Here is a 20,704-nt window from a genome sequence, read left to right on the forward strand (position 1 = left end):
CCGCCCCCCGGGCGGAAAAAGGGGGCGCCCCCCCCCCCCTACCCTCCCCAAACAACGACGGACCCCCCCCCCCCTCCCCCCCCCCCTTTCCCCCCCCCCCCCGCGGTCGTGTCGCCTGCAGGTCTGCCGCGATGCTGCCAGTCCGGGCCCGCCGGTCGCCACGGGTTTTCCCGGGCACGACGCCGCCCCGAATACGGGCCGGTGCCGGGACCGGTCGCGGCGGGATGCCCGCGGCGGGACCTCAGGTGCTCGCTCCGGTGCTCGGAACGGGCCGTGCGGCTGCTGTCGCGCCGACGGCGGCCGGTTCGGGGAACCGGTGCCCGGGGTCCGCGTGTTCGGGCCGGTCCGAGGTGCTTCGGGGTCTGGGGTCCGTGTGTTCGGGGCGGTCCCAGGTGTTTCGGGGTCTGGGGTTCGTGTGTTCGGGGCGGTCCCGGGTGCTTTGGGGTCTGGGGTTCGTGTGTTCGGGCCGGTCCCAGGTGCTTCGGAGCCCGGCGCCCCCGCGTCCGGACCGCCCCCGGGCACCTCGGGACCCGAAGTCCGCGCGTCCGGACCGAGCGCCCACACGTACCGCGGCCGCAGTACGTGCCGTGCTCCGCGTACGACCGGAGGAGAGCACGCGGTTCCGACCCGCGGTGGCGGTGGACGGGGTCCACGGACGCCTAGGGTTCGGTCGTATGGAGATCCGATTCCTGCGACGCCGGGGGCGCCGCCTGGCCGCGGGCCTCGCCGCGCTCGGCCTCGCGGCGGGGGCCGTGACATGGACCGCCGCCGGGGCCGGGGCCGAGCCCGCCGTGCACCGGGTGGACCGCGCCTTCGACATGCCCGGCGCCAGGATCGACGCGTCGTACTTCACCGCGGGCGCCGCCGGCCGCCGCCCGGCCGTGCTGCTCGCGCACGGCTTCGGCGGGAGCAAGGACGACGTGCGGGAACAGGCCGAGCGCCTCGCCCGGGACGGCTACGCCGTCCTGACCTGGTCGGCGCGCGGATTCGGCGCGTCCACCGGAAGCATCGGGCTCAACGACCCGAAGGCGGAGATCGCCGACGTGTCCCGGCTCACCGACTGGCTGGCGAAGCGCCCCGAGGTACGGCTGGACCGACCCGGCGACCCGCGCGTCGGCGTCACCGGCGCCTCGTACGGCGGCGCCGCCGCGCTCCTCGCGGCCGGACACGACCGGCGGATCGACGCGATCGCTCCGCAGATCACCTACTGGAACCTCGCCGACGCCCTGTTCCCCGACGGGGTGTTCAAGAAGCTGTGGGCCGGGATCTTCTTCACGGCGGGCTCCACGGAGCCGACGGGACCGGCGGCACCCGCCCCCGGCGACCGGCCCGGGAAACCGGACGTCCCGGCCGGCCCCTGTGGACGGTTCACTCCCGAACTGTGCGGCATGTACCAGCGCGTCGCCACCGCCGGCCGCCCCGATGCCGCCGCCCGCGCCGTGCTGGAGTCCCGCAGCCCCTCCGCCGTCGGCCCCCGCATCAAGGTGCCCACGCTCGTCGTGCAGGGCCAGGCGGACTCCCTCTTCCCGCTCGGCCACGCCGACGCGATCGCCCGGGCCGTCACCCGCAACGGCGCCCCCGTCGCCGTCGACTGGATCGCGGGCGGCCACGACGGCGGCGACCGCGAGACGGACCGCGTCGAGGGTCGCATCTCCGCCTGGTTCGACCGGTACCTCAAGGACGACACCGGCGCGGACACCGGCCCCGCCTTCCGGGTCAGCCGCACCGGCGGAGTCGACTCCACCGACGGCACCGCCCGGCTGCGCGGCGCGACCGCCGACCGCTACCCCGGACTGGCCGACGGCGGCCGGGACATCGCACTCACCGGCCCCGCCCAGACCTTCCACAACCCCCCGGGCGGCGCACCGCCCGCGGTGTCCGCCCTGCCCGGGGTCGGCGGCGGGCTCTCCCAGCTGTCGTCGCTGGGAGTCGGACTGTCCCTGGACTTCCCCGGACAGCACGCGCGGTTCGACTCGGCACCGCTCACGGAGCCGCTCCAGATCACCGGCACGCCCACCGTCGACGTCACGGTCGCCTCCGACAGCGGCAGCGCCGTCCTCTTCGGGAAGGTCTACGACGTCGGTCCCGACGGGCGCAGGCAGCTCCTGCCCGCCCAACTCGTCGCACCCGTCCGGGTCGACGACGTACGGAAGGCCCGCACCGTGACGCTGCGGCTGCCCGCCGTCGACCACCGGATCGACGCCGGTCACCGGCTGCGGCTCGTCCTCTCCGCGACCGACCTCGGCTACGCCTCACCGGCCGAGCCCGCCGCCCACGCCGTCTCCCTGGCAGGCGACCATGCTCTGACCGTGCCCACCGCACCCGCGGTCACCACGGCCGCTGCGCCGCTGCCCCGCTGGACCTGGGGCCTGCCCGCGGCCGGGGCCGTCGTCGCCGGCCTCCTCCTGTTCACCGCACCGCGCCGCCGGTCCGCCCCGGCGCCGGAGCCCGAGCTCGCCGACGTGCCGCTCCAGATCACCGGCCTCACCAAGAAGTACGCCGGATCCGACGGCCGGTACGCCGTCCGCGACCTCTCGTTCCGCGTGGAGAAGGGCCAGGTGCTCGGTCTCCTCGGCCCCAACGGCGCCGGGAAGACCACCACCCTGCGCATGCTCATGGGCCTCATCCGGCCCGACGGCGGTGAGATCCGCGTCTTCGGTCACGCGGTCCGGCCGGGCGCGCCAGTACTCTCCCGGGTCGGCGCGTTCGTCGAGGGCGCGGGCTTCCTCCCCCACCTGACCGGCCGCGCCAATCTGGAGCTGTACTGGCAGGCCACCGGCAGACCCGCCGCCGACGCCCACCTCGACGAGGCACTGGAGATCGCCGGCCTCGGCGACGCCCTGGGACGCGCCGTCCGCACCTACTCGCAGGGCATGCGGCAGCGCCTCGCCATCGCCCAGGCGATGCTCGGTCTGCCCGAACTTCTCATCCTCGACGAGCCCACCAACGGACTCGACCCGCCGCAGATCCGCGAGATGCGGGACGTGATGATCCGCTACGCCGCCGGCGGCCGCACCGTCATCGTCTCCAGCCACCTCCTCGCCGAGGTCGAACAGTCCTGCACCCACCTCGTGGTGATGGACCGCGGGCGCCTCGTCCAGGCAGGACCCGTCGCCGACATCACCGGCGCCGGGGACACCCTGCTCGTCGGCCTCGCCCGTCCCGTGCAGGACGTACTGGTCGACAAGGTGGCCGCGCTCCCCGGCGTCGCCTCCGCCGTGCGCAGCGGCGACGACCTCCTCGTACGCCTCGACGGTGCCACCTCCACCGAGCTGATCGGCGAACTCGTCCGGCTGGACGTACCGCTCACCGCGGTCGGCCCGCACCGCCGGCTGGAGGACGCGTTCCTGACCCTGATCGGAGGATCCGCATGAGCGTGCTCGCGGAAGCCGCACCGGGCTACCGCGCCCGGCGCACCCTGCCGCTGCGCGTCGAGGCGGTGCGGCAGCTGCGCCGACGCCGCACCCTGGTGATGGCCGCGATCCTGGCCGCCCTGCCGTTCGTGCTGCTCGTCGCGTTCGCCATCGGCGGCGAGCGCGACGGCCGCGGCGACGACAGGATCACGCTCATCGACACCGCCACCGCGTCCGGCGCCAACTTCGCCGCGACGAGCCTGTTCGTCTCGGCCGGCTTCCTGCTGGTCGTGCCCGTCGCACTGTTCTGCGGGGACACCGTCGCCGGCGAGGCGAACTGGTCCTCGCTGCGCTACCTCCTCGCGGCTCCCGTGCCGCGGGCCCGGCTGCTGTGGAGCAAACTCGTGGTCGCGCTCGGCTTCAGCCTCGCGGCGATGATCCTGCTCCCGCTGGTCGCACTGGCCGTCGGCACGGTCGCCTACGGTTGGGGCCCGCTGCAGCTCCCCACCGGCGGAGCACTCCCGGCCGGCGACGCCGTACCGCGTCTGGCGCTCGCCGTCGGCTACGTCTTCGTCTCCCAGCTGGTCACCGCAGGGCTGGCGTTCTGGCTGTCCACGAGGACCGACGCACCGCTGGGCGCGGTGGGCGGCGCCGTGGGCCTCACCATCGTGGGCAACGTCCTCGACGCCGTGACCGCACTCGGGTCGTGGCGGGACTTCCTCCCGGCACACTGGCAGTTCGCCTGGGCCGACGCACTCCAGCCCCAGCTCGAGTGGGCCGGCATGACCAAGGGCGCCGCGGTGTCCACGGCCTACGCTCTGGTGCTGTTCGCCCTCGCGTTCCGGGGGTTCGGCCGCAAGGACATCGTGTCGTAGGGGAGAGCTCGCCGACGGGGCGTTTATCCATGGGGCGTGGGAGTCACGATTGAAGTCATGGCCAACGTTCTGCTCGCGCTCGCCGTCGTCGCCACCGGACTGTACGCCGGCTACATGCTCATCTTCCTCACCGGAGTCATGCCCGCCCTGGCCCGGCTGACGGACGACCAGTTCACCGTCGCGATGCGCCGCATCAACGAGGCCGTGCCGCGGGCCGTGTTCCTCCTGACGTTCTTCGGCGTCGTCGCCTTCCCGGCGGCGGCGCTCGCCGTGCCGACCGACGGGCGCACGGACGCCCAGCGCTGGCTGATCGTGGCCGGGCTGCTCCTCGGCGGCCTCAACCACGTGGTGACCATCGCCGGGAACATCCCGCTGAACAACGCCCTCGCCGCCTCCGAGGGCCTGCCGGACGCGGAGGCACGGGCCGCGTTCGAATCCCGGTGGAACCGCTACCACCTCATCCGCACGCTGCTCGTCGTGGCCGCCTTCGGGGCGCTGACGGCGGCGACCTTGGTGTGACGACCGATGGTGGCGGGGACGGGGGCGGAGACGGGCGCGGGGCGTGCACGTGTCCATTGCCCGCTTCCATTGCCCGCGCCGTGCCGCGCCGTGCCGTGCAGTGCCGTGCCGTGCCGTGCCGCGCCGTCGGCCCCGGGCAGCGGCCGTGACGTTCCTGCATCCGACGGGAACCTCCCCCTCCCCGTGACGTGTCAGACGCGGAGGGTGACAGGCGTGATTAATGTGGCGCTGACCGTCGTGTGATCACCGGGCCGCTCCGCCTGCCCCGCTTCCGGCTCAGGGTCGGCTGCCACGGCCGGAAAGGGATGCCATGCACCGCGTCCGCGTTCCCCACCGCACTCGTACGAGCAGACCGCTCGCCGCGGTGTGCGGCCTGTCGGCACTGCTCGTTCCGGCCGCCGCGACCGCCGACACCGGCACGGGGGAGGGCGACAGCGCCCGAGCGGGCGAGGTCATCACGCTGACGACCGCCGAGGTGGGCGCGCCCGGCAATCCGTCGGTGGGCGTCGTCCCCTTCAGGGACGCCGCGTACGCGTCGTGCGCCGACGCCCCCGAGGGCTCGGGGGAGTGCCTGACGGTCGGCGCGGTCGCGTACCCGTATGAGATCGGACAGCTCGAGGTCACCGCCGGCCAGTGGGTGGCGTTCCTCAACACGGCTGACTCCGAGGGCCGCGACCGGCTCGGCCTGTACGGGGAGACGGAGAGCTCGTCGGCATGGCCGAAGTACGGCCAGGTCGACTTCGACGCGGACGCCCCCGATGGCCGCCACTACTCGGTGGCCTATCCCGAGTGGACGGACAAGCCCTACGCGTTCGCGGACTTCCTGAAGGCGGCGCGCTTCGTCAACTCCCTCTACAACGGTCGGGTGCTCGCCAAGAAGGAGACCGCCGACGGAGGATTCCGGTACGTCACCTACCGGGTCAGGCTGTCGCCGCGGACCGAGCGTGGAATGTACGACCTCACCCGGCGGGCTCCGATCCGCACCCGTGCCTCAGGCTTCGTGGTGCCGAGCCAGAACGAATGGATCAAGGCCGCTTACTACGACCCGAGCGGAGGCGGGACGCACTCCTACTGGAAGTACCCCACGAACGCCGGAGTCTTCGGCGACGGCGACGCGTCCGCCCCCGCCCCCACCGTCCTCGACCCCGCCACAGGCGACGTCACCAACGCGGCGACCCAGCCCCTCGCCTCGTACCACGCCTCAGGCCTCCCTGCCCCGAGCTGGTGCCCCGGCCGGGTGGAGCCGGACGTCTGCTCCACCGTGAACCCCCTGGGCCTGGACCCCGTCGCCTACGCCCAGCTCTACCAGGGCAGCCTCGGCACAGCCGGCCAGGCGAGGACGACCTCACCCTGGGGCACCCGCGACCAGGGCGGCAACGCGGTCGAGTGGACCGACACGATCACCAACCCGCCGACCGACGTGCCCACCCCCCCCCCCCCCGCGTCTGGCGCCGCCTGCACGGCGGCGTCTCCAACGCCCCGGCATACCAGCTCTGGCTCTCGGCGGTCGGCCTGCAACCCCAGGACAATGCGTTCTACCAGCACACCTATCCCTGGCTCGGCATCCGGATCGGCGTGATCGGTGATCTGAGGCCCGGAGGGAGGTGAGCGAAGACGATCCCGGGACCGGGGAGCCGGGCTGATCGAGCCGGGTGAACTTCACCGCGTTCTCCGGCGCCAACCGCGGAAACCAGGTGCCGCCCTCTCTGCTATGCGCCCGTGAGCCGCAGGGCCCGCAGCATGGCCGGCAGGTCCCAGTGCCCGCACGCGCAGTCGGCGACGAACGACTCCAGCGTCTCCGGCCTCAGCCCGTGTGCCTCCGCGGCGTCGAGGAGGTCCACCGCGGCGCGGCCCGGGACGGGTTCGCACACGCAGTCGTCCCCGGTGCCGGCGAGCAGTCCACGAACCTCCTCGCGCACCACGAAGCGGCTCATCCCGCAGTCCAGGCCGTCGTCGTCCAGGTCCTCCGGATAGGCCGCGCGGGCCCACGCGCCGTTCTCGTACCAGTAGACGCATCCCAGTTCACAACTCTCCACCAGGTCGCGCAGGGTCTCGTGCGGGAGCCACCCGGGTGCGCCCGCCAGCATGTCGACGGCAGGCCTGTACCACTTCACGCCGCTCGACTCGTCCTCGCCGTAGAGCACATACCGCCCCTCGCCCATCCGGGCGAACGTCCACCAGGTGCACCCGCAGTCGTCGAGGTGCAGCCCGTCGCCGTCGATCCAGTGCCCAGTGCGGTGCCTGCCGCGCCCTTCCGCCTCGGTACTCGCCTCCAGGACGGCGATGAGGGCCCAACGCCCCCAGAGCACCTCGGCGGACGGCAGGTCCTCGGGCAGGCCCGGTCGGTGCATCGTCATGGTGTGATCCCCCCCCGGTGGTGACGGCCGTTCGGTAGCCGAACCTAGGGGGGAGGTCGGACAACCGGTGACGGCGGGCGCCTCGACACCGGCCAGCCGGCCGGCCACGTCGGCTGGACACCAGCGCCTTCCGGCCGCCGCTCGCCGAGCCGCAGTCGGCCGGACACGCTCTACCAGGGGACCTGCGTGCGGTCAAGGATCGGCAACGCACTCCGGCGGCGGCGATGACCGCCTCGGGCGCGGGTGCAGCAGTCGGACTCGCCGCCCTCGTCCTGGTGGCGACCGCCGGCCTCGACGGTCTCTCCGGCGAACAGCTTCGCATCGCCACCGCCGACGGGATCAGCACCACACTTCTCGTCGTGTCAGCCGGAGTCGCGCTGACCCTCCTCGTCGCCCTGAGGCGGTGCCCGACACCGCCCGAACCGGCACCCGCCCCCGTGCCGTACCAGACCCGTCGCTGCTGACGGTGGCGAGAGTTGCGTGAACGGGGCCCGACCAATTGCCTCAACGACGCCCCTTGTTCGTGACCATGCACAGTCGCCGGATGCGTTTGCCTGCAAATGGGCTTCGGAGCACAGGCGTCGGCGACAGGCTGCGCCCCGGTGGCCACTCCGGCTCGGTGTCGTGACTGGCCTGGCTTGCCCCACTTCTGCCTTCCCCCCGTGCCGGGGTACCGACCACTGCCTCCGAAGCGGAGGGCCGCCCGCCCTCTGCCTCGCGGGACCGTGGTCACGCTGCCGTCACGCGGCGGTAACGGCCCTCGCGTCACGGTGTCGGTACGAGGGCTGAAACGTCAGCCCGCCATCTTCCGAGGGTGGATCGATGAACCGCAAACGTTGTGTTCTTCTCCTCATGCCGCCGATCGCCGCTTCGCTGGCGCTCGCCTCGGCGGCGGGCGCGCAAGGAGTGGGCGCAAGTGCGCCCACGAGCACGGCGGTCCTTCCGGCGGCCGAGTGCGCGGTGGTGCGCAACACCGACCCTCAGGCCCAGGCCGTCACCTTCGCCCTCAGGGGGGAAGGGTTCACGAAGGGTGACAAGGTGGCGTTCATAGGACCGGGTCAAGCCGGAACCGGCCTCACGGTGGACGCCGACGGCGCCTTCGTCGTGCCGAACGTGAAGGACGCCCAGTACCACATCCAGGTGAACGACGGCGAGGAGACCATCAAGTGCGCCAAGGCGAAGGGCGAGGTGGCGCAGAAGGACGAGGAACGCGCAAAGGGGTTCTCCGACGGCTTCAAGGCGATCAAGGCGAACTGCCAGGCCAAGCAGCTGCAGGGGATTGCGCCGCGCACCGCCGAGTACAACAAGGGCTGGGAAGCGGGAGCCGCCGCGGCAGCCGCCAAGTTCTGCTGAGAGTGCCGAAGTCCCCCCGCTCTGGTGCCCCGGGGGACTGGCAGTGAACGGCCGCCCTGGGACTACGCGGTGACGTCTCGGGGAACGGTCACGGGTCCTGTGGGGGTTGTTCGGGTGGGGGATGCCCTTGACCACATCCCCTCTCGGCGGACGAGTGTGGTGCCGTCGGCGAGGCTTTGACCACCCCCTTCGCTTCGGAGGGGGTGTCGGGGTCCGGTTGGGGGAGTGGGTCACGGTCGGTCAGCAAAGGTGGGGCTCTCCAGGAGCTCCTGGAGAGCCCCACCTCAGCAGGGCACCCGAATCACACGGCTACGCGCTTCCAGCCAGACTTATTCAGAACGCCATGCCCAAAGGGCCCACAGGGGCCTTCGCACCTGGCAGCGTAGAAACTGATCATGTCGGGCTCCTCCAGCTCAAGGTTGCACTTCACCGTGGTGTTTGCACCCTTGGTGTTCTCGCACCATCCGTAACTTCCGCGGTCCGTGGCGTAGTAGCCGCCCGCTCGGTGGCCATCGGCCTTGGTGTCGGTTATGTACACGTCATCACCCGTGGACTGCCAGCACATCTTGGCCCCGGTGGTGCTAAGGCAGGTCTGCGCAGCGCTTGCCTGCGGAACCAGCACCACCCCGACCAGTGCGATCACTGCGGAACCCATGGCAGCCGTGCGCCCGAAAATACGCCGCATCCCCATACTGCAAACCCCCGTTGGAAGGAAGACCTCATCAACCACCGGAGGCTAGCATGATCCTTTGCGGCATCCCGGGCATGTGATCGAACGCCCACTACGCCTCGCTGCCGGCACCTTCATTCCGTCCAGCAGACGGGGGCAGATGCGCCTGCCACACACTTCGTTGGCTCGCGCCGCGCGCGTCCGGCGGCCGGGCGGAGCGGGCGGAGACAGGAGCGTCGCCCGGCACCAAGCCGGGCGCGCGGCGAGCGGAGCGAGCACTTGATGAAGCAGAGAAACTTCTACCGCGCTGGGATCAGGTGCTTTTGTCCAGTCCCGGGTGATGCTTGACAGTTCGGTCCCAGCTTATGGTTGACAGTGGTCGTGATCGGCTTTTCTGTGCGCGTCGTTGCGGCGTGTGGCGGGAGGCCGGGATTGGCGCTGGTGGAGTTGTCGGTTGTCGAGCAGAGATACCGGGCTGTCCTGTCGGTGCCGGCGGGCGCGACGGTGACGGAGGTCGCCGCTCAGTTGGGCGTCTCGCGGCAGACGGTGAGCGGGTGGAAGTCCCGGTATGAGGCTTCGGGGCTGGCCGGGTTGGCGGACCGGTCGCGCAGGCCGGCTTCGTGTCCGCATCAGGCTTCTGCCGAGGTGGAGGCGGCCGTGTGTGAGCTGCGGCGTGAGCATCCGCGGTGGGGTCCGCGGCGGATTGCTCATGTGATGGAGCGGTCCGGGACAGTCATGCCGGTGCCGTCGCGGATGACCGTGTATCGGATCCTGGTCCGGCATGGCCTGGTGGAGCCGGGGGTGCGGCGGAGGAAGCGGTCGGATTACAAGCGCTGGCGGCGGGACCGGCCGATGCAGCTGTGGCAGATGGACATCGTCGGCGGGGTGATGCTGGTCGACCCGGTGACGGGTGAGTTGTCCGAGGCCAAGGTCGTGACGGGTGTGGATGACCATTCCCGGTATTGCGTGGTCGCGTCGGTGGTCACGGCCGGATCCTCCCCAGCATCGCCGGGGGCGGTCCGGTCGTTCTGTATCGCCCTCAGGAAGTCCTCTGACCAGCAAAAACGCCCTCCCGAGTGGGAGGGCGAGGGGTGGCGCCCCCGGCAGGACTCGAACCTGCGGCCAAGCGCTTAGAAGGCGCCTGCTCTATCCACTGAGCTACGGGGGCCGGTGTGCGGCCGCGGTGGCCGGGAGCCCCTGGAAGGGTGTGTCCGTGACCTTGCCGGGACAAGGATAGGGCTCCGGTCGCCGTGTCCTGGCGGCTTCACCTGCGTGCCACGATGTGGAGGTTCGGTGAAGCGAACCGATAATCGCAGGCCGCAGCGTTTCCCGCACTGCTTTTGACGTCGTGGGCTGCGGGTGTTGTGCACTCGTTATACCTGCGCCCCGCCCGCCCCGGCAGCCTCATGCGCCGGGTCGGCGCGCAGACATCGGCATACGCTTCAAAAAGGCTCCAAAATTGGGCATTCTTCGCTTGTGGTGACCTTGGACGTACGGCCTCAGCTGATCGACGCACTTTCCGCCCTGCGCGACCGTGTCGCCGCCGTGCGTCTCCCCCTGCCCCTGCCGGGCGCCGAGCGGGCCAGACAGGCCAGGGCCGAACTGCTCGCGCAGCTCGACGACTATCTGGTTCCCCGGTTGAAGGACCCCGACGCCCCGCTGCTCGCCGTCATCGGCGGTTCCACCGGGGCGGGGAAGTCGACACTGGTCAACTCGCTCGTCGGCAGACGTGTGACCGAAGCCGGAGTGCTGCGGCCCACCACGCGCACCCCGGTGCTGGTGTGTCACCCGGACGACCGTCACTGGTTCGACGGGAACCGCGTACTGCCCCGGCTGCCCCGGCTCTGGATGGACGACGAACAGGACCGGCGGCGGGCTGCGATGTCTCCCGAGAAGGACATCCTGCGCGTCGAGTCCTCCGAGTCCCTCCCCTGCGGGCTCGCACTGCTCGACGCGCCCGACATCGACTCCCTCGTCGCCCGGAACCGTGTCCTCGCCGCGGAGCTCATCTGCGCCGCCGACGTATGGGTGATGGTGACCACGGCCGCCCGGTACGCCGACGCCGTGCCCTGGTACCTGCTGCGGACCGCCAAGGAGTACGACGCCTCGCTCGTCGTGGTGCTCGACCGGGTGCCGCACCAGGTGATCGGCGAGGTGTCGCAGCGCTACGGCGCCCTGCTCACCCGGGCCGGGCTCGGCGAGGTGCCCCGGTTCACCATCCCCGAGCTGCCCGAGTCGGCCGGCGGCAGCAGCGGGCTGCTCCCCACCACCGCCGTCGCCCCGCTGCGCGCCTGGCTGGCCCACCGGGTCCAGGATCCCGCCGCCCGGCAGCAGGCCCTCAACCGCACCGCCGCCGGAATGCTCGACTCGCTGAACGCCCGGATGCCCGAGCTCGCGTCCGCGGTCGCGGCGCAGTACGCCACGGCCGTACGGCTCGCCGCCGCGGTTGAGGAGGCGTACGAGAAGGAGGGTGCCCGGATGCGCGAGCGGGTCCAGGCCGGCGGGGTGCTCGCCGGGGACGCCCTCGCACGCTGGCGCGCCCATCCCCTCGACAGCAGCCCCCGCGAGGTCCTGGACTCGATGGCCGAGAGCTTCACCACCCTCCTCCAGTGCACGGCCGCCGCGGCCGATGAGCGCGTCGAGGAGGCCTGGCGCCGTGAACCGGCCGCCGCGGCCGTGCCGTTCGCGCCCCGCGACCGGGAATCGGCGGAACGCGTCGGGATGGCCGTACGGCGCTGGCGCAGGGTGCTCGAGGAGATGGCCGAGGAGGAGACCCGGCGGGCGGAGGTGGCCACCGTCCCGGATCCGGAGACGGTCGCCGTGCTGCTCGCGGCGTCCCTGCTCGGGGGGCGGCGGGCGCGCACCGCGGGGGAGCGGCTCGCGGAGACCATCGGCGCCCAGGGCGCGCTGCGGCTGCGCGACAAGGGGACCGATCTGCTGTCCAGGTACCTGGGACGGGTACTCGGCGCCGAACGGGACCGCAGGCTGTCCACGATCGACGCCCTCCATGTGACGCCGGAGTCGCAGTGCGAGCTGATCGCCGCGCTGTCCGTACTGCAGAAGAAGAGGTGACGCGGTGACCGCAGTGTCCGACCGGTCCGACCGGACCGGCGACCGCTGGGACGACGGGCTGATCGCCCGCCGAGCGGCCGGCCCTGTCGACGACCGCGATACGGCAGGGGACCCGCGTGAGGAGCCGGACGGGCGGCCCGCCGCGGAATCCGCCACGGGCGGGGGCGGCTCGGCTCCCCCGGGCGGAACAACCGGCGGGGACGCGGAGGAGTACGCATACGAGTTCGGGTACGAGGACGCCGACGGGCGGCCCGACGGGTATCCCGGGGTCGGCGGACCGTACGGGCCGCCGCTCCGCGAACGCCTCGACGCCCTGCGGGAGCTCGTCGGCCTGTCCAGGACCAGGCTGGACGGCGCCACGCTGGCCGAGGCCGGGCGGGTGCTCGACGAGGCGGCGGCACGCCAGCGGCTGTCCGCCCGGCACACGGTCGTCGCCGTCGCGGGAGCCACCGGCAGCGGCAAGTCGGCGCTGTTCAACGCGCTCGCCGGGATGAACATCTCCGAGAGCGGGCTGCGCAGGCCGACCACGTCCGCGCCCGTGGCCTGCACCTGGTCCGAGGGCGCCGCAGGGCTCCTCGACCGGCTGGGCATCCCGGGGCGGCTGCGCCGCAGACCCCGACAGGAAGCCGAACCGGACGAGGCGTTGCGCGGGCTCGTCCTCGTCGACCTTCCCGATCTGGACTCGGCGGTGCCGGCCCACCGCGAACAGGCCGACCGGGTGCTGGCCCTCGTGGACGGGGTGATCTGGGTGGTCGACCCGGAGAAGTACGCCGACGCCGTTCTGCACGAGCGCTATCTGCGTCCCCTGGCGGGCCACGCGGAGGTCACGTTCGTGGTGCTCAACCAGATCGACCGGCTGCCGGGGGAGGCCACCGAGCTCGTGCTCGACGATCTGCGCAGGCTGCTCGACGACGACGGGATGGCGCTCGGCGAGCACGGTGAGCCCGGAGCGACCGTCCTCGCCCTCTCCGCACTCACCGGCGAAGGCGTCGACGAACTGCGCGACCTGCTCGGCCGGTTCGTGACGGAACGCGCCGCGCCCGCGCTGCGACTGGCGGCGGACCTCGATGTGGCGGCGGCCCGGCTGCGGCCCGTGTACGTGGGCGAGGGGCATCCGGGTCTCCAGGAACGGACCCGGGAGGAGTTCACCGACCGGCTGGCCGAGGCCGTCGGCGCCAAGGCCGCGGGGCTGGCCGCGGAACGCGAATGGCGGCGGCACGCCGGCAAGGCCTGCGGGACTCCCTGGCTGCGGCTGTGGCGCTGGTACGAACAGAGCCGCCGGCCGGGCAGCGGTGTGCCGACACGGCGGCCGGCCAACGCCGAACCCGAGATCACCGCCCGTCAGCGGGTCGAGCAGGCCGTGCGCGCGGTCGCCGACGACGCCTCCGTCGGGCTGCCGGCGCCCTGGGCCCTGGCCGTGCGCGAGGCGGCGGTGCGCGGCGCCGAGGGGCTGCCCGAGGCGCTGGACCGGCTCGCGGCGGCCGCTGCGGTGCCCCGGGGACGTCCGCCTCGCCCGGGATGGTGGCCGCTGGCGGTGCTGGTACAGATGTCCATGACGGTCGTTCAGTTCGTCGGCGGTCTCTGGCTCGTGGGGCAGATCGTGGGCGTCCTGGAGCCGGGGCTGATCGTGCCCGCGATGGTGATGCTGCTCGGGATCGTCGGCGGGCCGTTCGTGGAATGGGCCTGCGCGGCGGCGGCCCGGGGACCGGCTCGCCGCTACGGGCAGGAGGCCGAGCGGCGGCTGCGCGAGGCGGCCGCGGGATGCGGACGGGCCAAGGTCCTCGACCCGGTGGCGGCGGAGCTGATGCGGTACCGGGAGGTGCGGGAGCAGTACGCGTCGGTGACCAGTGTGACCGGGCTGCCGGGCGGACGGCCCCCCGAGCCCGCCGACGCGGGGGCGGCAGCGGAGGAAGGGGCGTCCGCGATGCCGGCGCAGAACGAGGGGAAACGGAGCCGGGCGGCGCGGGACGGGGCGCGGAGGGCCGAGGCCGACACGGAACCCGGCAGACGGTGGTCGGCCCGCGCGAAGGGCAGGGCCGGCACCAACGGCAAGAGCCGGGGCAACGGTACGGACGGGCGCCACGGATCCACCGGAACGGTCGGAGTCAAGACTTCCTCCGGGTGACGGAGTTGTCCACAATCCCGGCGTCGTCCACAGCCGTCGGCAGCAACGCCCCGTCCGGTCCAGCATGGGATCACAGCGCAAGCAACGATCGACTGGATCCGTACGGGGAGGTGGCCCGCCATGAGCGAGACCACGGTGACGCTGGTGGGTAATGTCGCGACGAGTGTCGACTACCGGGAATCGGCGACGGGCGGAGTGGCCCGCTTCCGGTTCGCGGTGGGCGCCCGCCGCTGGGACCGCAACGCGGGGAGGTGGACCGACGGCCCGACGAGCTTCTACACGGTGTGGGCGTGGCGCGCCCTCGCCGCCAACCTCGCCGCGTCCGTCTCGGTCGGGGAACCACTCGTGGTGCAGGGTAGGTTGAGGGTGCGCGAGGAGGAGTGGGAGGGCCAGCGCAAGATCTCCGCCGAGATCGACGCGAGCGCCATCGGCCACGACCTGTCGCGTGGCACCTCCGCGTTCCGCCGGTCGGCGAAGCCCGACACGCTCTTGACGGAGCATCCGAAGGACTCGCCCTGGGAACGGCAGCCCGGCCCCGGCCCCGGACGGCAGGCCGAAGCGTCATGGTACGGACCGAAGCACGCGGCGGGCGGCGGACGGCCCACGGCACCGCCCCAGGCGCCACAGCCCGCTCCGGGTGCCGACCCGCAGCAGGCCCCGGAACACCGGCGGGACGGTGGCCCGCAACAACAGCCGGTGCCCGGCCCGCACCACGATGGGCATCAGCACCCGCAGCATGAAAGCCCCTCAGAAGAGATGCACCGAACCGACCGTGAACCGCAACCGGCGCCGTTCTGATCGGCGTCTGACATGGTCGTACACCGACCGTCCGGGCCCGCACGGGCAGTTGGGATAACGATTCCGAGTCGGAATGATTGTAGGAGCGCGGTACGGGGCATCATGGCGCGTCACATCTCTAGGATTCCCCCTACTCACAGGGCACTTGAGTCAGCAGGCGAGGCGCTCCCCCCACGTGTCCCCACGAGACGGCCTCGCCCGAAGGGGAATTCCATGCTTTCTGTAGGAGGGCGGGGCTCCACCCGCCCGGTGGCCGTGGTGCTGGCCGTCGGTCTGCTCTCGATGGCCGGACCTGCCGGGGTCGCGGGCGCCGCGACCGCGGAGGGGCCCGCGCGGCACCAGGGGGGCGCGACCGCCACCCTCAAGGGGTTGCAGAGCGGCGCTTCCGACCGTGCCGTCGTTCTGGAGGACGGCAGGAGACGAGAAGTACCCGCCGGCCTTTTCCGGATGGACGTCGACGGCGGCGGCACCCTCCAGACCTACTGCATCGACATACACAACCCGACACAGTCGGAGGCGACCTATCAGGAGACCCCCTGGAGCGGCACGTCGCTGAGCCGCAACGCCGACGCGGGGAAGATCCGCTGGATCCTGCTGAACTCCTACCCGCAGGTCAACGATCTGGCCGCCCTGGCCAAGAAGGCGGGTATCCGCGGGGCGCTGGACAACCGGACGGCCGCGGCCGGCACGCAGGTGGCCATCTGGCGCTATTCCGACCACGTCAAGGTGGAGGCAGCCGACCCGGAGGCGGAGAAGCTCGCCGACTGGCTGGAGAAGCACGCAAGGAACCTCCCGGAGCCCAAGGCCTCACTGACGCTCGAGAACAAGGCCGTGTCCGGCAGGCCGGGGGAGAAGATCGGGCCGGTGATCGTCAGAACCGACGCCGACCAGGTCACCGTCACCCCGTCCGGAGACCTGGCAGGCCGGGGGGTGGAGATCGTCGACCAGGCCGGAGCACCGGTCGCCGGGGAGGTGAAGGACGGCGGACGGCTCTACTTCGACGTGCCCGCGGAAGCCCCGGACGGCACCGGAACCCTGAGCGTCCAGGCCACCACCCCGGTACCGGTCGGCCGCGCCTTCGTCGGTGAGAGCCGGAGCCAGACGCAGATCCTCGCCGGGTCCAGCGACTCCACGCTCAGTACCGAGGCCATCGCGACCTGGGCGAAGCAGGGCGCGGTCCCGGCGATCACCGCGGCCAAGAACTGCGCGAAGGGCGGTGTGGAGATCACCGCGAGCAACAAGGGGGACACGCCGTTCACCTTCGAGCTGCTGGGCTTCGCGCACACCGTCGCCGCGAAGGAGTCGCGCACCATCACCATCCCGGTGACCGAGGACCGGCCGTACGAGCTGACGATCACCGGGCCGGGCGGATTCAAGGAGACCGTCAAGGGCTTCCTCGACTGCGAGACCACCGGCACCGCGGCCCCCGTCCCCCGGGCCGCGCCTGCCAACGAGCCCAGCCCCGCCTCTGCCGGGGGCACCTCGGCGGGCACCACCGGGGACACCGACCTGGCCGCGACCGGCGCTTCCTCCGCCACCCCGCTGATAGCTGCCACGGCGACGGTCCTGGTACTGCTCGGAGGTATGGCCGTGTTCCTCCTGCGCAGGAAGCGGAGCGAATAAGGACCACCGGCCCCGGGGCGCCAGAAGCACCCCCCGGCGCCCGGGTGCGGCGGACCCGCCTGAACGCCCGGGTGCGGCCGGCTCGAACCTGCCGGGCAAGACCCCACCCCGCCCCCGGCCGGGCGCGGCCCTACCCGCCTGACACCAGGGTGCGGCCGGCCCGACCAGGTTCGATCCTGCGCCCGGAACGACCGGACCGGCCCCGCGCTGTCCTGGGCCGTCTCCGGGCTGTACCGGGGCCGTCTCCGGGCCGGGATACGGCGACCCCGGGGGCCGGCCTTGACCGTCGGTGACGGCCTGTGATCTGGTCATGCCAGGTCGGAGCCATGGTCCAGGGGCGCCGACGGGCGGTTTCCGCCCAGGGGTGGCGGTACGGCAAGATGGGGTGTATCTGCCCGCACGCGGCGGAGCCTGCACATTGTTGCCCGACGATCACGACTGCCGGACGGTTTCTCTTGGCTGAGTTCATTTACACCATGCGCAAGGCGCGCAAAGCGCACGGCGACAAGGTGATTCTCGACGACGTCACCCTGAACTTCCTGCCCGGCGCGAAGATCGGTGTCGTCGGTCCGAACGGTGCCGGTAAGTCCACCGTTCTGAAGATCATGGCCGGTCTCGAGCAGCCGTCGAACGGTGACGCCTTCCTGTCGCCCGGCTACTCCGTCGGCATCCTGCTCCAGGAGCCGCCGCTCGACGAGTCCAAGACCGTTCTGGAGAACGTCGAGGACGGCGTCGCCGAGATCAAGGGCAAGCTCAACCGGTTCAACGAGATCGCCGAGCAGATGGCGGTCGAGTACACCGACGCCCTGATGGAGGAGATGGGCAAGCTCCAGGAGGACCTGGACCACGCCAACGCCTGGGACCTCGACGCCCAGCTGGAGCAGGCCATGGACGCCCTGGGCTGCCCGCCCGGCGACTGGCCGGTCACGACCCTGTCCGGTGGTGAGAAGCGCCGCGTCGCGCTCTGCAAGCTGCTGCTGGAGCAGCCCGACCTGCTGCTGCTCGACGAGCCCACCAACCACCTGGACGCCGAGTCGGTCCAGTGGCTGGAGCAGCACCTCGCGAAGTACCCCGGCACCGTGGTCGCGATCACTCACGACCGGTACTTCCTGGACAACGTCGCCGAGTGGATCCTCGAGCTCGACCGCGGCCGTGCCTACCCGTACCAGGGCAACTACTCCACGTACCTGGAGACCAAGCAGACCCGTCTGAAGGTCGAGGGCCAGAAGGACGCCAAGCGCGCCAAGCGGCTCAAGGAAGAGCTGGAGTGGGTCCGCTCCAACGCGAAGGGCCGCCAGGCCAAGTCCAAGGCGCGTCTCCAGCGGTACGAGGAGATGGCGGCCGAGGCCGAGAAGATGCGGAAGCTGGACTTCGAGGAGATCCAGATCCCGCCGGGCCCCCGTCTGGGCAGCGTGGTCGTCGAGGTCAACAACCTCTCCAAGGCCTTCGGTGAGAAGGTCCTCATCGACGACCTGTCCTTCACCCTGCCCCGCAACGGCATCGTCGGCGTCATCGGCCCCAACGGCGCCGGCAAGACCACGCTGTTCAAGATGATCCAGGGCCTCGAGCAGCCGGACTCCGGTTCGATCAAGGTCGGCGAGACCGTCAAGATCAGCTACGTCGACCAGAGCCGCGCCAACATCGACCCGAAGAAGACGCTGTGGGCCGTCGTCTCCGACGAGCTCGACTACATCAACGTCGGCCAGGTCGAGATGCCGTCCCGCGCCTACGTGTCGGCGTTCGGCTTCAAGGGACCGGACCAGCAGAAGCCGGCCGGTGTGCTCTCCGGCGGTGAGCGCAACCGTCTGAACCTGGCGCTGACCCTCAAGCAGGGCGGCAACCTGCTGCTCCTCGACGAGCCGACCAACGACCTCGACGTCGAGACCCTGTCCTCGCTCGAGAACGCGCTGCTGGAGTTCCCCGGCTGCGCCGTGGTCGTCTCCCACGACCGCTGGTTCCTCGACCGCGTCGCCACGCACATCCTGGCGTACGAGGGCGAATCCAAGTGGTTCTGGTTCGAGGGCAACTTCGAGTCGTACGAGAAGAACAAGATCGAGCGTCTCGGCGCGGACGCGGCCCGCCCGCACCGCGCCACGTACAAGAAGCTCACCCGGGGCTGATCTTGGCTCGGCACATCTACCACTGCCCTCTGCGCTGGTCGGACATGGATGCCTTCGGGCACGTCAACAATGTCGTCTTCCTCCGCTACCTGGAGGAGGCCCGCATCGACTTCATGTTCCGGCTGGCGCCGGGGAACGGGTCCCCGTCGTTCTCCGGCGGATCCGTCGTGGCACGTCACGAGATCGACTACCTGAGGCCGCTGGTCCACCGGCACGAGCCGGTGACCGTCGAGTCCTGGGTCACCAAGATCGGCGCGGCGGCCCTGACGATCGCCTATGAGATCAAGGACGCCGACACCGTGTACGTACGGGCGTCGACCGTCGTCGTGCCGTTCGACCTGGCGTCGCAGCGGCCGCGGCGCATCTCCGCGGAGGAGCGCGAGTTCCTCCAGGAGTACGTCGACGACAGCATGACGGCGACCGCCGAGGGGGCCGTCGCCGTATGACGGCGACCCTGCGATTCGCCGATGCGGGGGAGGCGGCAGATCTCGCCGCCTTCCTCGCCCGGCTGATCCACTACGACCGCGCGGCCGCCGTACGCCTCCAGGCGGGCGGGGGCGCGGTCGCCGTGTTCGGAAGGCCGCCGACCTTCGAGGTGCTGGCCATTCGCACGGCCCGCCTGGAACAGCCGGTCGAGCTGGACACCACCGTGTCGGCCGGTGAGCTGCTGGAGTCCCTCGACGAGGAGGCGGGCACCACCACCGTCCCGGCCGCCGTCACCGGACCCCCGTGGACCGGAGTGCTGCCGCCCCGCGGCGGCTGGCACCGGGTCCCCGGTCTGCCGGGGCCCGCCGAACTGCGGGCCGGCGTGGCCGCCGCGGTCACCGAGTTCCGTACCCGCACCGAGGCCCTGCCGGCCGAACGGCGGACCCGCACGGAGCTGGATTCCATAGGGCGTGAGATCTGGTCCCGGCCGGTCGCCGAGACCGAACTGCCGGTGCGGGCCGCCCACGCGGCGCAGTCCCTCGGCTTCCTCAGGCCCGCCGTGCCGACCGAACTGCTGGCCTGCGGGCAGTGGCTCCGGCTGCGCACCCCTTATGGCTCGGTCGTGCTGCGGCGCGCGGGCCTGGGCGCCCTCCCTCTGACGCCGGCCTGATCGCTCATGACACCGGCCTGACGCCCATGAGTTCGGCCTGATCCCCGTGCTGGTGGACAGACGGCGTACCCGACACCGGAAATGCGAAGGCCCCGAGGCGCGTCCTCGGGGCCTTGTGCTGCGTCAGCCTTCGGTGTTGACCATGGACGCCGCGGCGTAGGTCAGATAGTTCCAGAGCTGTCGCTCGTGGTCCTCCGAGAGGCCGAGCTCGTCGACTGCGGCCCGCATGTGCTTCAGCCAGGCGTCGTGCGCCGCCCGGTCGACGGTGAACGGGGCGTGCCGCATCCGCAGCCGGGGATGGCCGCGGTGGTCGCTGTAGGTGCGGGGGCCGCCCCAGTACTGCATCAGGAACAGGGCGAGGCGTTCCTCGGCCGGGCCGAGGTCCTCCTCGGGGTACATGGGACGCAGCAGAGGGTCCTCCGCGACGCCCTGGTAGAAGAGGTGGACCAGCCGCCGGAAGGTCTTCTCGCCGCCGACCTGCTCGTAGAAGGTCTGCTCCTGGAGCGTGCCGCGCGGAATCTCTTTCACGTGTCCATGCCTCGCATCGTCGTCTCGTGCCGCCCTGGCCCGGCGGCTGCGGTCCGGAGCCGGCCGGCTCCGGTGCAGCCCGTTCTCGGCGCGGCTCGCCTCCATGGTCTCAGACGCCTCGGCGGAGGACCCGGGCCCTAGGACCCGGATCCGGCAGAGGAACGGCCGAGGAGCGGCCGCGGAACGGACGGCGAGCCGACGCGAGTGGACGGCTC

16 protein-coding genes, 1 tRNA gene and 1 pseudogene are annotated in these 20,704 nt (G+C 71.8%); 14 read left to right on the forward strand and 4 right to left on the reverse strand.

What is annotated here, in order from left to right:
- Positions 1-674 precede the first annotated feature (674 nt).
- The 4 genes from ACZ4Z5_RS22665 to ACZ4Z5_RS22680 all read left to right on the forward strand — a co-directional run bounded on the left by ACZ4Z5_RS22665 (position 675) and on the right by ACZ4Z5_RS22680 (position 6,326).
- Positions 675-3,374 carry an alpha/beta fold hydrolase gene (locus ACZ4Z5_RS22665; protein ID WP_468265511.1) on the forward strand — a complete coding sequence of 900 codons (2,700 nt, stop codon included), beginning with the start codon at positions 675-677 and terminating at the stop codon, positions 3,372-3,374.
- Positions 3,371-4,228, forward strand: coding sequence for an ABC transporter permease (locus tag ACZ4Z5_RS22670; RefSeq protein ID WP_468265513.1), 858 nt, complete (start codon positions 3,371-3,373; stop codon positions 4,226-4,228). Before ACZ4Z5_RS22665 ends, ACZ4Z5_RS22670 begins: the two co-directional genes overlap by 4 nt.
- Positions 4,229-4,285: 57 nt before the next feature.
- Complete coding sequence (locus ACZ4Z5_RS22675; RefSeq protein WP_468265515.1) at positions 4,286-4,747, forward strand: anthrone oxygenase family protein; 462 nt, start codon at positions 4,286-4,288, stop codon at positions 4,745-4,747.
- Between the two features lie 310 nt (positions 4,748-5,057).
- Positions 5,058-6,326: a hypothetical protein gene (locus ACZ4Z5_RS22680; RefSeq protein WP_468265517.1), complete on the forward strand. Its 1,269-nt coding sequence runs from the start codon at positions 5,058-5,060 to the stop codon at positions 6,324-6,326.
- A gap of 130 nt (positions 6,327-6,456) precedes the next feature.
- On the opposite strand, the gene ACZ4Z5_RS22685 is transcribed toward ACZ4Z5_RS22680, so the two are convergent.
- Positions 6,457-7,104, reverse strand: coding sequence for a hypothetical protein (locus tag ACZ4Z5_RS22685; RefSeq protein ID WP_468265519.1), 648 nt, complete (start codon positions 7,102-7,104; stop codon positions 6,457-6,459).
- Between the two features lie 224 nt (positions 7,105-7,328).
- On the opposite strand from ACZ4Z5_RS22685, the gene ACZ4Z5_RS22690 reads away from it, so the two are divergent.
- Both ACZ4Z5_RS22690 and ACZ4Z5_RS22695 read left to right on the forward strand, forming a co-directional pair.
- On the forward strand, positions 7,329-7,568 hold the full coding sequence (locus ACZ4Z5_RS22690; protein ID WP_468265521.1) for a hypothetical protein: 240 nt from the start codon (positions 7,329-7,331) through the stop codon (positions 7,566-7,568).
- Between the two features lie 358 nt (positions 7,569-7,926).
- Complete coding sequence (locus tag ACZ4Z5_RS22695) at positions 7,927-8,457, forward strand: hypothetical protein (protein ID WP_468265523.1); 531 nt, start codon at positions 7,927-7,929, stop codon at positions 8,455-8,457.
- Between the two features lie 301 nt (positions 8,458-8,758).
- Here the strand turns inward: ACZ4Z5_RS22695 and ACZ4Z5_RS22700 are convergent, their stop codons facing one another.
- Positions 8,759-9,142, reverse strand: a complete 384-nt coding sequence (locus tag ACZ4Z5_RS22700) for a hypothetical protein (protein WP_468265525.1) — start codon at positions 9,140-9,142, stop codon at positions 8,759-8,761.
- Between the two features lie 432 nt (positions 9,143-9,574).
- Between ACZ4Z5_RS22700 and ACZ4Z5_RS22705 the strand changes: the two are divergent.
- Positions 9,575-10,132: pseudogene (locus tag ACZ4Z5_RS22705) on the forward strand (helix-turn-helix domain-containing protein); the annotation flags it as partial.
- Positions 10,133-10,219: 87 nt separating this feature from the next.
- Here ACZ4Z5_RS22705 and ACZ4Z5_RS22710 read toward each other — a convergent pair.
- Positions 10,220-10,295: transfer RNA gene (locus tag ACZ4Z5_RS22710), tRNA-Arg, on the reverse strand.
- Between the two features lie 317 nt (positions 10,296-10,612).
- Between ACZ4Z5_RS22710 and ACZ4Z5_RS22715 the strand changes: the two genes are divergently transcribed.
- The 7 genes from ACZ4Z5_RS22715 (at position 10,613) to ACZ4Z5_RS22745 (ending at position 19,961) form a co-directional block, all read left to right on the forward strand.
- A complete protein-coding gene (locus tag ACZ4Z5_RS22715; protein ID WP_468265664.1) occupies positions 10,613-12,199 on the forward strand; it encodes a dynamin family protein in 1,587 nt (528 codons plus the stop codon).
- A gap of 4 nt (positions 12,200-12,203) precedes the next feature.
- On the forward strand, positions 12,204-14,324 hold the full coding sequence (locus ACZ4Z5_RS22720) for a YfjP family GTPase (protein WP_468265527.1): 2,121 nt from the start codon (positions 12,204-12,206) through the stop codon (positions 14,322-14,324).
- Positions 14,325-14,444: 120 nt separating this feature from the next.
- Positions 14,445-15,122: a single-stranded DNA-binding protein gene (locus ACZ4Z5_RS22725; RefSeq protein WP_468265529.1), complete on the forward strand. Its 678-nt coding sequence runs from the start codon at positions 14,445-14,447 to the stop codon at positions 15,120-15,122.
- 213 nt (positions 15,123-15,335) lie between these two features.
- Positions 15,336-16,745: a Cys-Gln thioester bond-forming surface protein gene (locus tag ACZ4Z5_RS22730; RefSeq protein WP_468265530.1), complete on the forward strand. Its 1,410-nt coding sequence runs from the start codon at positions 15,336-15,338 to the stop codon at positions 16,743-16,745.
- 455 nt (positions 16,746-17,200) lie between these two features.
- The gene (gene ettA, locus ACZ4Z5_RS22735) at positions 17,201-18,865 is read left to right on the forward strand and encodes an energy-dependent translational throttle protein EttA (protein WP_468265532.1); all 1,665 of its coding nucleotides are present in this window, start codon (positions 17,201-17,203) and stop codon (positions 18,863-18,865) included.
- A 2-nt stretch (positions 18,866-18,867) separates the two neighbouring features.
- A complete protein-coding gene (locus tag ACZ4Z5_RS22740) occupies positions 18,868-19,311 on the forward strand; it encodes an acyl-CoA thioesterase (RefSeq protein ID WP_468265534.1) in 444 nt (147 codons plus the stop codon).
- Positions 19,308-19,961, forward strand: coding sequence for a DUF8010 domain-containing protein (locus tag ACZ4Z5_RS22745; protein ID WP_468265536.1), 654 nt, complete (start codon positions 19,308-19,310; stop codon positions 19,959-19,961). Before ACZ4Z5_RS22740 ends, ACZ4Z5_RS22745 begins: the two co-directional genes overlap by 4 nt.
- Positions 19,962-20,084: 123 nt before the next feature.
- Here ACZ4Z5_RS22745 and ACZ4Z5_RS22750 read toward each other — a convergent pair whose 3' ends face one another.
- Positions 20,085-20,489 carry a globin gene (locus ACZ4Z5_RS22750; RefSeq protein WP_468265538.1) on the reverse strand — a complete coding sequence of 135 codons (405 nt, stop codon included), beginning with the start codon at positions 20,487-20,489 and terminating at the stop codon, positions 20,085-20,087.
- Between the last annotated feature and the right edge of the window lie 215 nt (positions 20,490-20,704).

This window comes from Streptomyces sp. NPDC030222 (assembly GCF_055573115.1).